General features: G+C 59.3%; 11 protein-coding genes. 4 read left to right on the plus strand and 7 right to left on the minus strand.

Annotation, left to right across the window (positions count from 1 at the left end; translation table 11 throughout):
- Positions 1–4: 4 nt before the first annotated feature.
- From ABD842_RS10035 to dndC, 4 genes are all read right to left on the minus strand, one after another.
- Complete coding sequence (locus tag ABD842_RS10035; protein WP_345113087.1) at positions 5–1576, minus strand: DndE family protein; 1572 nt, start codon at positions 1574–1576, stop codon at positions 5–7.
- A 15-nt stretch (positions 1577–1591) separates the two neighbouring features.
- Complete coding sequence (locus tag ABD842_RS10040) at positions 1592–2608, minus strand: ATP-binding protein (protein ID WP_345113089.1); 1017 nt, start codon at positions 2606–2608, stop codon at positions 1592–1594.
- Positions 2609–2683: 75 nt separating this feature from the next.
- A complete protein-coding gene (locus ABD842_RS10045) occupies positions 2684–3688 on the minus strand; it encodes an HNH endonuclease (RefSeq protein WP_345113091.1) in 1005 nt (334 codons plus the stop codon).
- 15 nt (positions 3689–3703) lie between these two features.
- Positions 3704–5035, minus strand: a complete 1332-nt coding sequence (gene dndC / locus ABD842_RS10050) for a DNA phosphorothioation system sulfurtransferase DndC (protein WP_345113092.1) — start codon at positions 5033–5035, stop codon at positions 3704–3706.
- Positions 5036–5402: 367 nt separating this feature from the next.
- On the opposite strand from dndC, the gene ABD842_RS10055 reads away from it, so the two are divergent.
- Both ABD842_RS10055 and ABD842_RS10060 read left to right on the plus strand, forming a co-directional pair.
- Complete coding sequence (locus ABD842_RS10055) at positions 5403–5990, plus strand: helix-turn-helix domain-containing protein (RefSeq protein ID WP_345113094.1); 588 nt, start codon at positions 5403–5405, stop codon at positions 5988–5990.
- An 81-nt stretch (positions 5991–6071) separates the two neighbouring features.
- The gene (locus tag ABD842_RS10060; RefSeq protein ID WP_345113095.1) at positions 6072–6485 is read left to right on the plus strand and encodes a hypothetical protein; all 414 of its coding nucleotides are present in this window, start codon (positions 6072–6074) and stop codon (positions 6483–6485) included.
- Positions 6486–6649: 164 nt separating this feature from the next.
- Here the strand turns inward: ABD842_RS10060 and ABD842_RS10065 are convergent, their stop codons facing one another.
- The 3 genes from ABD842_RS10065 to ABD842_RS10075 form a co-directional block, all read right to left on the minus strand.
- A complete protein-coding gene (locus ABD842_RS10065) occupies positions 6650–7561 on the minus strand; it encodes an SMP-30/gluconolactonase/LRE family protein (protein ID WP_345113097.1) in 912 nt (303 codons plus the stop codon).
- Between the two features lie 303 nt (positions 7562–7864).
- Entirely contained in the window at positions 7865–9829 is a 1965-nt protein-coding gene (locus ABD842_RS10070; protein WP_345113099.1) for an alkaline phosphatase D family protein, read from the minus strand.
- A 134-nt stretch (positions 9830–9963) separates the two neighbouring features.
- The gene (locus tag ABD842_RS10075; protein WP_345113101.1) at positions 9964–10764 is read right to left on the minus strand and encodes a hypothetical protein; all 801 of its coding nucleotides are present in this window, start codon (positions 10762–10764) and stop codon (positions 9964–9966) included.
- Between the two features lie 253 nt (positions 10765–11017).
- Here ABD842_RS10075 and ABD842_RS10080 point away from each other — a divergent pair, with 253 nt between their 5' ends.
- On the plus strand, positions 11018–11731 hold the full coding sequence (locus tag ABD842_RS10080) for a head GIN domain-containing protein (protein WP_345113103.1): 714 nt from the start codon (positions 11018–11020) through the stop codon (positions 11729–11731).
- A 194-nt stretch (positions 11732–11925) separates the two neighbouring features.
- Positions 11926–12354 carry a carboxypeptidase-like regulatory domain-containing protein gene (locus ABD842_RS10085; protein WP_345113105.1) on the plus strand — a complete coding sequence of 143 codons (429 nt, stop codon included), beginning with the start codon at positions 11926–11928 and terminating at the stop codon, positions 12352–12354.
- The last annotated feature ends 102 nt before the right edge of the window (positions 12355–12456 follow it).

The following is a 12456-nucleotide window of genomic DNA, read 5'->3' on the forward strand; positions in this document are numbered from 1 at the left end:
ATATTTATTTCCAATACTGTTCCACTTCAAATAACTCCCCGCGCTTGAACTCCTTCACGTTCGTTACGGCTTGCCCCTTCTGAATCTTGCTCATGCTTTGGCCCAGCAAGCGGGTTTCGGCATCGCCTAAGCCCAGGAAGCGGGACATGGGCTTAAGATTCAAACGGTCGTTGATTTCAAGCAGAACGGCATTAGCGCACATACTGGAAAAGTCGAATGTGGGTTGGTTGAACTCCTCAATGCCCTGCGAGAGCAGTACCACGGCTACGCCCTTCGAGCGAATCTCGCGCAGGATGCTTTCCAGCAGTTCCTTCGACTTTTTGTCCTTGAACAGCACGTGGGCCTCGTCAATCAGCAGCACATAGCGCAGGGCCTGCACGCCGTTGGTAACGGGCGCATTTTCCATGCTCATGAACGTGTTGTAGACGTAGTAAATCGCCAGGAACGAGGCCGTGAAGCGAATGGTGCGGTCCAGGTCGCCGGAGAGGCTGAAGTAGTAGTTCTGGTTGAGGAAGCTGGCTTTGGGGTCGGTCTTGGTGGCGAATAGCTCGTAGTCACTCAGGCTGCTCATAATCTGGGTGAGCGTATCGGCTTTGCCGCCGGTCACTTCGAACAGGCATTCGCTGATGTCGCGCAGCGACGGGTAGGCCCCGCCCTTCTGGCGGGCAAAGGCTTCCTTGGTGGCATCTTTCAGCTGCTGAATCTGGGTGGCTCCCATGCGCGGCGCGTAGGTGGCAATAATGTCCACGAACTTGCTGATGCCCATGAGGCGATTCTTCTCATTCACGTTGTCGATAAACGTGAGCGGATTGAGCGGAAAAGCTTTTTCCGGCGCGTTGATGAATGTGGTCTTCGTGCGGTCGAAGAACGGCTTCATGGCCTTCACGTCGTCCTGCTTCAGGCCTTTGAAATCAAGGTACAGGAAGTTGATACCGCCATTCGAATTCTCTACGAACTGGCGCAGCAGGTCCAGCGCAAACTGCGTTTTGCCGGTGCCCGAATTGCCGGCTACGGCCAGGTGGGCGTTGCTGCGCACGTTGGTATCGTTCAGCACCACCCGAATGGGCTTGCGGGCGTCGTCCAGGGTGTGGCCAAACTGCAAGGTGAGGGGGCCGGCAAAGTAGCCTTTGGTCACCGTCTGGTTGTTGTTCGGCGCGGGCTTGCCTACTTCTACTTCCTCCAATGATTCCGAGCCGCGCTCAATGTGCTCAATCAGGAAATCAAGGCCCGTGTAGTTGCGGTTGTCAGCGAAAATCTTGTTGAGCCGCTCCAGGCCATCATCGATGTGCATTTTCAGGTAGCGCGGCAGGTTCAGGTCTTCCTTATGGATGCCGTAGTGCTGGCAGATGAGCGCCACGTAATACGCCTTATTGCCCCCGAACAGCGTTTCTTCCTTATATTCCTTGCCCTGGCTGTTTTTGATAGTGCTCAAATCCAGCCGCTCCCCCCGCGAAATGGAATAGGCCAGCGCAATGCGGGAGATAATGTTTTCGGATTGGCCCTGTGGAAACATGCGGCGCGTCAGCTCCGACACGACGGCTTTGTTGGTATCCGAGGTTCTGATATTGAGTATCACGGGGACTGCGGTAGCTTAGTTGGCGTTGTGGTAGAGTTTCGAGTAGTGCGAAAACAGCGCGTCGGGTGCTACTTCCTCGAAGCTCGATTGGTCGGCATCCTGGTTCACGATGAGGTAAGACCGGGCCACATTGGGTAACAGCATCTCGTACTCGCGGGCCGACATTTCCTTGTTGATGAGCGGGAATAGAATCACCTGGTCAGCAATTTTGGGATAGAAGTGCCGCACAATGTTTTCAGCGTGTTGGTCGTCGAACTTCTGCATCGGCGAGTCGATGAAAATCGGGAAGTCAAAGTCCGACTCCTCTACCAGCCCATACAGCAACGCCGTAGCATACAGCTGCTGTTCGCCCTTCGACAGGCCTTCCTTCAGAATGACATCACCACGCTTGTTGTAGAGCTCGATTTCGATGTCGCCGCCGATGATGTGCACCTTCACATCGTGCACGAAGCCCTTCTTGTGCATGAGCATCTTCAGCCCTTTGTGAATCTGCTTTGCCAACGCCTCCTTCTTGCGCTCCTTGTACAGCGTGATGTAGTCGCGCAAACGCCGCGAGAGAGCTTCCGTCAGCGCGTCCTTTTCCAGGTCCTGCGCCGAGGCCTTTAGCTTTTTGCGAAGCTCGTCCAGCTGCTTTTCCTTGTTGACGATGGCCACCTGGTCGTTGGAAATAGTTTGTTCCAGCGCCCCAACCTGCTCTCCCAGGCTATCGATTTCGTCGTCCACTTCCTTCTTGCGCTGGCGGTCAGCTTTCACCACCGCGTCTTCCGACAAGGATTCCGCGTCGGCAATGCGGCGCTTAATCTGCCCCAGATCGTTGCGCGTCTGGTTGTACTCGAAGTGCAGCCGCTTAAACTCCTGCCGGAACGACAGGCGCAGGTTATCAATCAGCGTCTGCATCTGCGCCCGCTCCGATTCGGTCAGGTCGTGCAGCAGCTTGAAATCATCCGGGAACGACGGTCCTTCCGTGGCCAGGTGCCGCCGGATAAGCTTGCGGAACGTGGTATTGTAGAAATCCCGAATACTGCCGGCCACCACCTTGCCGCACTGGTCAATTTCTTCCGACAGCTCGTCCAGTAGCTTGTCTTCGACGTTGACTGCGTCTTCGGGCTACTTCTGCTGAAATATGTGTTGCCGGTGCCACGCAAATGCTTCCAGCGAAGGCAAATGATGCGCGGGCAACAGGAGTAATTTGCCGGCCATCTGGCGCAGATGAAAGGCACTATCGGTATTCTCGGTAAAGGCCGCAGAAAATACGACCCGGTAGTTTTCATCTACTGTCAATAAGCCTCGGTCAAATGCTCGGTGCAAATTGGGGCAAAGCGCAATACCGTTGGTAAGCGTATTATCGAAGCCTACGGCAAACGGTTTGATGTGGCAGGCATCCACCATCGTGATATTGAACGTTGCCGAAACGCGCAAACCAGAAATGCAGCAGGTTTCGTTGTAGAGTTTGACAACTTCGCGGCGGAATACAGTACCCCGATTGTATACTTCAATTTCGTATTTCTCGGGGTCAAGCTTGGTTTTGGCGCTTTTCGAGTCAGCCTTCAATTCGTCAATTACAGCCTTGTATTCGGCTTGGCTTTCATTGACAATTTCGCGTTCTAGACCTTGCACGTAACCCGCGCTGTCATCCTTGATTCGTGGCGCGGTTTGACCGGGAAAATATATGGTCAACAATGCTTGCCGCAATAGTTGCCAATTCTCAGGTTGCGCGAGCAAGGTTGCTAGGTTTGTATCTATCTCCGCGCAAGCAACCGCTGCCGATAGGTTACTGAAAGTACGCATTGAGCCCGCGTTTTGCAGCCACAGTTCGCATCCGGGCATGGGCTGCAAACGCCACCAGTGACCCTTTTCATTGGCCAAGTGATAAAACGGCAGCGCAAACCGCTTTTCGTGCCCGGTTGTAACCAAAGCATTCCAGTAGTTGGAGAAGGTGCAGGTTAATTCGGGCGTAATAACAATCTGATTTCCGTCAATACGCCCCACCGCATATTCATGCAAAATACTCAGCAACAAAATGGGCTTGTGCGGTGCTTCTCCTTTGCTTTTATCACGCTTCAGGTGCGTAAAAGCGTAGCGGTAATAATCAAGAATTTTGGCGCTATTCATAGGCTGCCTCAGAACTTATACGGCAACTTTTTGCGCTTCCAGATAATCGTCAAGCAGGTTTTCGATGTCGTGCTGCAAACCGCGCTTGCGAAGCATCAGCGACTTGGCTTTAACGACTTTCATCGTTTGCTGAATTAAATCGAAATGGCCGGGATTGTCGTGGCATACCTCACGCAATAGCGTTTCTTCCTCCCGTACCTTGTTCGTGCGCTTATCTAATTCCAAATCAACGTTGGTGCCGAAAACCGAATTATAAATCCCGGCTACTTCAAACTCGAAAATCCCATCCCGGTACCACGTCACCTGAATCGCCACCAGCTCCTGATGCGTGATAAAGGTCATGGTTTCATCGTATTCGGCCCGGATTTCCTTTTGGGCTACTAATAAACGACGCAAAATCTCCGCCCGCGTCTTGGGGGTATAAGGCCCCCAATAATTTTCGCGGGTGGTGCCGTTGCGGAGCTGCCGCTGGCGGTAGGTTTCGGGGTTATCGCGGGCCTCAATCAGAAAGTCACGCAGTTCCGACAGCGGCTCCATCCAGGTTTCCCCGTTCATGATGAGGCCGTCCATCGACTTGTCTTTCACCACTACCGTGCACACCCAGCAGCCGAAGCGGCTTTTGCCGCAGGAGGGCGTTTCGTCATCAATCACCAGCGGGCAATCGGCCTCGGTGCTGGCGTTGCGGTACAGCGTAATCAGCTCCTTATGCGTCCCGCCCCACGGCGGCGGCACCTGGCTTAGGTACTGCCACAGCTCGTTCGTCTCAATGTCTTTGATAGGCGCGTACACAAAGGCATTCGGCAATACGTGCTTACGCAACCTCTGTCCATGTATCGCGTGCTTGGCCATCGAGCGGGAGCGGCGGGAGCTTTCCGCCGAACGGGTGCCCAGCAGAATGATAGCCTCGCCCGCGTCGCTGATCTTAGTTTTGATGAAGTGCGTAGTCGGGCTGATTTTCAGACGCTCGGTGCACCACCGAAAGGTGCTCGACGGGGCCGGATAGCCCTTGCCTAGCAGGTTAGTCCAGAACGTGTCCTCAAGCCGGGGCGTGGTGCGATGCACGTAGAAGGGCATGCTTTGGGTGGTAGCCGCCGCCTCAATCCGGTGCAGTGTGTCCTCAATAAAGCGCACGATGCGCGGGTTCTCCACCATCGTGTCGTTGCACACCACGTGGATAGGCCGCCACCGGAGTTGCTCCGGTAGCTTCTGAACGGCTTTCCAAACCATTTGCAAGAGCATGGTGGAGTCTTTGCCGCCGCTGAAACCCACGATCCACGGCCGACTGTTGTCTTCGGCCTGGTATTGATCCTGAATTTCAGCTTCTATGAAGGGGAGTATTAAAGCCATAAAGGGTCTTCGCAAAGGAGGGCGTTCGGGCTGATAACAGCGAACAGTAGCAAGTGGCGGTAAGGTGGTATTTTCCAGGTTGGGCAGATGCCCAAAACCGCCTAATCTCCAAATATAGGCAATTGATATAGACCAAGGATTGGGTGAGAAGATACACATTTAAGTATGTACCTGAGAGCTTAGAGAATAGCTTTCGAAAAGATAATTCCTACCTCGGCCCTCATTCCCGGCGCTAACATTGACGCAGTTGTCAGGGGTTGTAGCCGCAATTGTAGAATCACAGCTGAAGGCTACAACCCATCTGTAGCCTTCAAAAAAAATTGCCTCCGGAAGGCTACAAACCCGCGCCGCTCGTTATGCAGCGGCTATGCCTTACCCTGCTATTCCCTCCGACACCCTGGCCGCCGCCATCCGCCAGTACCTGGGCCTCACCCAGGCCGAACTGGCGGCCTACCTGGGCGTGACCCGGGCGCAGGTGGCCCACGCCGAGGCCGGGCGGCGGGTAATACGGGGCGAAGCCAGCCGGCGACTCGGCGGGCTGGCCCGGCTGCTGCCCGCGCCCATCGGTCCGGCCGACACAGAGGCCGCTACTCCAGAGCCCGTAACCCCGGCCACCGGGCCGTTGCGGCGGCGGCTGGCGCGCTGCATCTGGGAAGCCGCTAATCGGCGGGCCGAGCTGCTGGCGTTGGATGCCGGGGCGGCGCAGGCCCGCCGCTGGCAGGCGGTGCTGCCCGCCCTGCGCGCCCTGCTGCCCGCCCCTGATTCGGCGGCGGCGGCCCGGCAGCACCGGCGGCTGGCCGACTGGGCCGCCCGGGCGGGGGCCGCCACCGACCCGGAACAGGCGGCGGCGCGGGTGCTGCTGACGCTGCGCATCCGCTTCCTGGCGGCCGAAGCCGCCGCGCTCCGGGAGCTGCTGAGCGAGCCGGCCGACCCCGTTGGTTCCGCGGAAAAATAAATTAGCCCAGTACAATACTACCGGAGAATTACCCGCCGTTTTCGCTCTGTAATTGTCTTTCCACCTTTCACTTACCGTTTTATGGAGTACTCACTAAATCTTCTGACCACCGTGGCTGACTGCGACACTTTGCTGGCCAAAGCCGCCAGCGACCAGAGGGTGCTGCAGCACCGCTCCGACAACTACGACTACGCCCGCGAAGCCTCGGGCGAAACGGCCACCGAGATTCAGGCGTCGCTGGCCAGCCTCGATGCCGAAATTTCGTCTCTGAACACCATTATCCCCACGCTGGCCGCGGGCACCAGGGCCCGCAAGAGAAACGAGGTGGAGCTGCGCGACGCCATCCACGCCCGCGCCGGCCTGCTTGACCGGCAGGCCGCCCGCGGCCCGGTGGCCCTGCTCTCCCGGGAGCGCGACGTGGCCGAAACCGACGCCCAGATTGCGGAAATCACCAATTTCATTGCGGTCATAACTGCCCGGAGAGCTGCTCTATAAACTATAAGCCCGCCTATTGCATCCAGCCCGCCCCGGACTTCTCCGGGGCGGGCTGATTTCTTTAGAGCAATACTACCGGGCAGGCCAGAAGAGTGTTCCCGCTGCTACTCCGGCCGCAGTACCCGATAGGGCCGGCCAAAATCCGGACGCTGGCTACCGGTGGGCTACTGTGCGCCCCGGACCCGCATGGGCAGCGTAAATACTGCTTCCGAGGCCGTGATGAACAGCGTCCGGCGGTTTTTGCCCCCGAAGCACACGTTGGCGGTCCAGGCGGCGGGCACGTCGATGTGCTGAAGGAGCTGCCCGGCCGCGTTGTAGACGCTCACGCCCTTGCCCGTGAGGTACACGTTGCCCTCCTGGTCGATGGTCATGCCGTCGGAGCCCTGCGCTACGAACAGCTGACGGTTGGTCAGGCGGCCGTCGGCGCCGATAGCGTAGCGGTAGGTTTTGCCGGCCCCGATGTCGGCCACGTACAGCTGCCGCCCATCCGGGGTGCCGATGATGCCGTTGGGCTGGGTAAGCTGGTCGTCGACTACCACGGGCTCCTTCTGCCCAGAAGGCAGGAAGTATACCTTCTGCCCGCCGATGCCCGGGTCGGGCGTGGTGCGCGTCCAGTAGTCGCGCTGGTAGTAGGGGTCGGTGAAGTAGATGCCGCCGGTGCCGGGGTGCACCCACAGGTCGTTGGGGCCGTTGAAGCGGTGGCCCTGCCGGTCGGCCAGCAGCACGGTCACCCTCCCATCGGGCGCAATGGACCAGAGCTGATTTTGCTCGTCGGCGCAGGCCAGCAGGTTGCCCTGCCGGTCGAAGTACAGCCCGTTGGCGCGCCCGGTCTTTTCGAGGAACACGCTGAGCTTGCCGTCGGTGCCGTACTTCCAGATCTTGTCGTTGGGCTGGTCAGTGAAGAACACGTTGCCCGCCTGGTCCACTGCCGGCCCTTCGGTGAACCTGAACTGCCGGGCTACCAGCCGCGGGGCCGCATCACCGGCGAGAATCGAGCGTTGGGAAGGCGGGGAAGCCGTAGTGCAGGCCGTAAAAGCCAGGGTGGCCAGCACAAGGGCGCGGTAGGGGAAAGGCATGCGGCAAGATAGGCGGGAAGGCGGCTCGGCGGGGTGCCCCAGGGCTCCGGCTCGAAGCTCCGGCCCGGCGTATTTGCGGCTGTTGGATTCGAAAACGAAAAAGACTCCGCAGTGGATGCTGCGGAGTCTTTGCTGCCGGGTGCTGCCGATTGTGAGCGTCCTCTGTTTTTTCGCCAGCATTTGTTGTGCTGTACCGGGCTTAGCCGCGGTGGCAGGCCGGCCTTAGCCGTGGTTGTAGGCCGGGCAGTCCTGGGCAGTAAGCTCGGTGAGGGCAGTTATAGTAGCTGCGGCCCGGTCGGTTTGCTACCGGGGTACTTGCAGCCAGGGCGTCTTGTCAATGCGGATATCCTGGTACTGTTCGAGTAGAGCGGGGGAATAATGGCTCCTGAAAAAGTGCTGCTTGCCCACCCGGTATTGGCGGGAGGTTTCCGTGGCCCAGGGTTTATCCCAGTCCGTGATACCGCTATAGACCCAGGTAGGCCCCTCCTTATTGATGATGGTGTCCTGATCCGACACAAATAAGTGCAGCCAGGTGCGGTCTTTGCGAAATTCCAGCGCCCCAAAATTGAGCAGGGCCTGGGACGTTTTCACCTGCGGATCTACCTGGTAGGCGCCCAGCGTAAGGTCATCCTGCCCCACCCGCTCCGATTGCGAATGGTCTTTTGCATTCTTCAGGGCTGCCTGCTTGAGCGGGTCCAGGGTTTCGTGCGACAGGCCGCTGGCCACCAGCTCGTAGGCCAGCACGCGCTTGGATGGCGTGGAGGCTTTCGAGTCGGTGTACCAGATTTCGGTGATGACGCCCACGTGAACGTCGCCGCTGAGAATAATCGGGCGGGCCTTCTTTTCCTGCCGCAGCCAGATCAGCTTCTGCACAAACCGGTCGTGTTCGGCTTTGCTGGTAGGGGCATCCCAGCCGTCGGCAAGGTCATCGGCCGCATCGGGCTCCAGCTTGCCGGTTGCTTTTTTGACGGGATTGTTAAAGCCGAAAAACAGGGGGGCCGGCGAGACAAGTAGTATTTCCTCGTTGGGTTGGCACAGCGCGGCCCAGGCCTCAAAGGCCTGCCATTGCTCTTGGCCCAATACCTGCCCGCGGCTTATGTCCCGGTTGCTGCGCAAGTCAAAAGCAAAGCCCCGGACCCCACCCACCGTAAATTCCTGGTGCAAGGACTGACTGCTGCGGGTGGCGGCGGCCACGTCCAGGCCGGCTCGGGGACCCAGCTGCAGCTGATGGGCAATGTAGCCTTGGCGGGCGGCCTGGTAGAAGGGTTGGCGGGCGGGGTTTATTTCCCCGTTGGTGTAGTCATCCTGGTGGGAGCCCCAGCCGTCCCATATCTCGTGGTCGTCCCAGATGTTGACGCTGGGAAGCCGCCGGAATACTTCATCCAGGGTGCGGAAGGCGCCGAAATACTGGTACATACGCTGCACGTGCGCCCCGAAGCGCTCCTGGCCCAGGCGCGGCACCGGATCAGTATCGCGCCAGCCCACCATGAGGTTGGGAGCAGGGGCTTTCCCTTTCTTCTTGTCGGTTTCGTAGCCCGCATCCACATATACCTGGTCGCCGGTGCCGATAACCAGGCGGGGCGGGGCCAGCAGGGGCCGCAAAAAGCGGCCGGCTTCCTGGACGCTGCCCATGTTCCTGGGTGCCGGGCGGCTCGCCGGCGCATCCGGCCGGCGCGTAAAGACGTTCACCTGCGCGGGCTCTTGGGCTACTATACCCTGAAAAAGCCGGCGCATCCGCCAGTTGGTTATTCCAAATGAGCCCTTGATCAGGCTCGGTTCCGGGGGAGGGCCCGCCACGGTAAAGGGTTGGAAGCACCCATAAACCAGTACCGAAAACTCCTGCTGGCTTTGGGGACGGTCCAAGCTGGCTTTCTTCTTCGGATACACCCAGCTGCCGTCAGTTGCCGGCTGCTGGTTTGGGTGGGCAAACACTACCCGAACCGAGTCCAGGGGCGTACTCCAGGAGGCTGTGTAGCTCGGGGCCGGCAGCGGCAGGGTGGCAAGCTTGCGTCCCTGGGCGTTGAAGACCTCTGCCTGGGGCCGGAGGACTGACCCGTGCAGCACAATCCGGCCATTGGTCTGATCGAGCGGGTAGGCCACCGAAACCCGGCAATCGAGGCCCGCATCATAATCAAAGCTTTGGCCAGTGGGGAAGCGGGTGTCGGGCACCGGCGTTGGTTGGGCCTGTACCGGACAACAGGCGGCCGCCAGCAGCAGCAGCGTGCTGCCGGAGGAATAGCGGGCAAAACATGAACGGGAGTCAGTCATTGTGCGAGGATAGCTATGCGGTGATGGGGAGTGGCACGAGCGGGATGGACGCCCGGGCAGGCAAACGGTGCCTCCTGCGTCGGCTTCACTGTGCGGGGGGCAGCAGGATGTTCTCCGGGTTTACTGCCCGCTCATTACGAAGAGGTCTTGTTGCCGGCGGTACCCTGGGCGCGGAAAATCTGGAACCCGAACCCTAAGCCCAGCCAGGGCCGGTCTTTGTAGATCCAGCTGCGGCCAATCTGGCCCGGCATTACATCCAGGCCGGAGAAAAGGGTGACCTGAAACTTGTCGTACTCAAAGACATAGCCGCCCGAAAAAGTCACGCAGCTCTGAATAGCTTCAGCGGTCAAGTAATTTTTGGTGGTGTAAGGCGTCGCTTTAATCGAGGAAAAGCTGAGCCCTCCCACCAGGCTGTGCGTAGCAGGGCTGAGGCGGTTCGGCCGGATTTTCCAACCGGCGGAAATGCCGATATTAAAGTCGTTGCCGAACTCGGAGTAGATGTTATACTTGCCTTCTTCCGATTTGCGGCCGGGCCTGATCTTGATCAGCGTAGTAGCGGCCCCGACGGTGAAGTTGCCTTTTTTCTCCAGCCGCACGGCAAAGGCGTTATAGTTGGCCACAGAGAGCTTAAAGTAGATGTCAGTACCCGCAGCAGTTGCTACTAAAGCAATATTTTTCTCGGTAAACTTTTCGCCCGCCGTGAATCTGGCAATTCGGATAATGTAGTCAGTGTCAACGATTGTGCGGATGGTAAAAATAGTGTTAGCACTTATCGGTTGGGGTACTGCTCCGCTTACCGGCGAGCCATCGAAGTTGCACTGGGTGAGTGGGATGTCATGGTTGAAAATGTGGCGGCCATCCCGCGAGTCAGTCTGGGCAAAGGTGCCGCCGATAGTGGCGGTAAAAAGTAGGAAAAGCAGTAAAAAATGCTTCATGAAGGGAAAGAAGGGAGAGGTGAAAAAATGAGTGACGGAAACAATGAGTCAATAAGGCCCGGTTTGGGCCAGCGCAAAATTCTTGATTATGCGCCCGCGGTATGTCAGTGCCAGCACTGAGTTTTAGCAGCGCTAAGGCACCGTCCACGTCGGGGTGTTGCCCTTTTCTAGTACCCCGACTGAAACTGCCGGCCACCCAGGCAACGCCCGGCTGCCAGCGCGCATCTATCCCGCTGAACCTTAAGCTCTGATCATGAAAAACGCTGCCCGTGCCCTGCTCCTCGGAGCCGCCATTCTCAGCACCTCGGCCGCCCAGGCCCAGCAGGTCAAGCAAACCCGCCCGGTACCCACCTTCCAGGCCGTGCACGCCGGAGGGGGCATCGACGTATTCCTGACTCAGGGACCCACGGCGGCCGTGGTAGTGGACGCCCCGGCCCAGGCCCAGGCCCGCATCCGGGCCACGGTGCAGAACGGCCGGCTGGAAGTGGGCTGGGAACCAGGCTTCTCCTGGAAAAAGCTGGCGGCGGGTATGAGCAGCAAGGTCAGCGTGTACGTCACCTGTCCCCGCCTTACCGACCTGAGCGTCAGCGGCGGCTCCGATGCCCGGGGCGAAACGCCTTTCACTACCGACAACCTGCAGCTCAGTGCCAGCGGCGGCAGCGACATCCGCCTGACGCTCACGGCCAAAACGCTGACCAGTTCCGCCTCGGGCGGCGGCGACATCTACCTCACCGGCAAAGCCGGGCGCCAGAGTGTCTCGGTGAGCGGGGGCAGCGACTACCACGCCTTCGCCCTGCAAAGTGCTACCACCAAAGTAGAAGCCAGCGGCGGCAGTGACGTAGAAGTATCCGTGGATCGGGAATTGTCGTCGGATGCTTCCGGGGGCAGTGGCGTGCGCTACAAGGGCAATGCCCGCCTCGTGAAAGCCCACGCCAGCGGCGGGAGCGGGGTGCGCAGGGTGCAGTAGCGCGCGTGCGGAACCGCTCCGTTCGGCGGGCTGCGGAAGGTAGGCGGGGGCGGCCTTGTCGGTCGCTTCGCTCACCGAGGCAGACAGGGGGCACCAAGGCAGAACAGGTTGAACAAAGCCTGCAAAACTTGTGTTGCAGGGCTTACCAGTGCCAGTGATTCAGCCACCGCGCCCAAGCTCGCTACCACCGCTTTATGTCCCACACGTTTCTTTCACTGCTGGCCTTTGGTCTACTGGCTGCTCCCGGTTCAGCCCTGGCCCAGCAGCAGGGTGCGCCCCCGGTAGCGTCGGCTGACCTGCCGGCTGCTCCGGTCCGGGAGTGCCCCACGCTGACCGGCGTGATAACCGACCAGAACCACCAGCCGCTGACGGGCGCCACCATTGTGGTGCAGGGCATCAGTGATGCCTACAGCACCAATTCGGAAGGCCGCTACATTATTGCTCCCCGCCGGCCGATGCCGCAGGCAGTCCACCTGCAGATCAGCGCCGTGGGCTACGAAACCCAGAAGCTGGAGCTCACCGGCTGCCAGCCGCCCGAGGTGATGTTGCGCAGCCTGCCCGGAACGCGCTTCAAGCGCGACGGCCGCATCAAAAAGACGACCTCCACCGGCAAAATCAAGTAAAGAAGCGCTGCTTTGCAGGCCGCGGGGCCGCGGGCGGAAAACCTGCCGGAAGCGGAGCATGGAGCAGCAACCGGAGGACTCGGGTCGCGCCACGCGGGGGCC

The sequence above is a fragment of the Hymenobacter algoricola genome (assembly GCF_039539525.1).
Taxonomy (GTDB): Bacteria; Bacteroidota; Bacteroidia; order Cytophagales; family Hymenobacteraceae; genus Hymenobacter; species Hymenobacter algoricola.

Bases quoted from the DNA above. Each gene is read 5' to 3' on its own strand.
- ABD842_RS10080 (WP_345113103.1), top strand. From the start codon at position 11,018: ATGAAAAACGCTGCCCGTGCCCTGCTCCTCGGAGCCGCCATTCTCAGC.
- ABD842_RS10065 (WP_345113097.1), bottom strand. From the start codon at position 7,561: ATGCCTTTCCCCTACCGCGCCCTTGTGCTGGCCACCCTGGCTTTTACG.
- ABD842_RS10045 (WP_345113091.1), bottom strand. From the start codon at position 3,688: ATGAATAGCGCCAAAATTCTTGATTATTACCGCTACGCTTTTACGCAC.
- ABD842_RS10060 (WP_345113095.1), top strand. From the start codon at position 6,072: ATGGAGTACTCACTAAATCTTCTGACCACCGTGGCTGACTGCGACACT.
- dndC (WP_345113092.1), bottom strand. From the start codon at position 5,035: ATGGCTTTAATACTCCCCTTCATAGAAGCTGAAATTCAGGATCAATAC.
- ABD842_RS10055 (WP_345113094.1), top strand. From the start codon at position 5,403: ATGCCTTACCCTGCTATTCCCTCCGACACCCTGGCCGCCGCCATCCGC.
- ABD842_RS10075 (WP_345113101.1), bottom strand. From the start codon at position 10,764: ATGAAGCATTTTTTACTGCTTTTCCTACTTTTTACCGCCACTATCGGC.
- ABD842_RS10070 (WP_345113099.1), bottom strand. From the start codon at position 9,829: ATGACTGACTCCCGTTCATGTTTTGCCCGCTATTCCTCCGGCAGCACG.
- ABD842_RS10085 (WP_345113105.1), top strand. From the start codon at position 11,926: ATGTCCCACACGTTTCTTTCACTGCTGGCCTTTGGTCTACTGGCTGCT.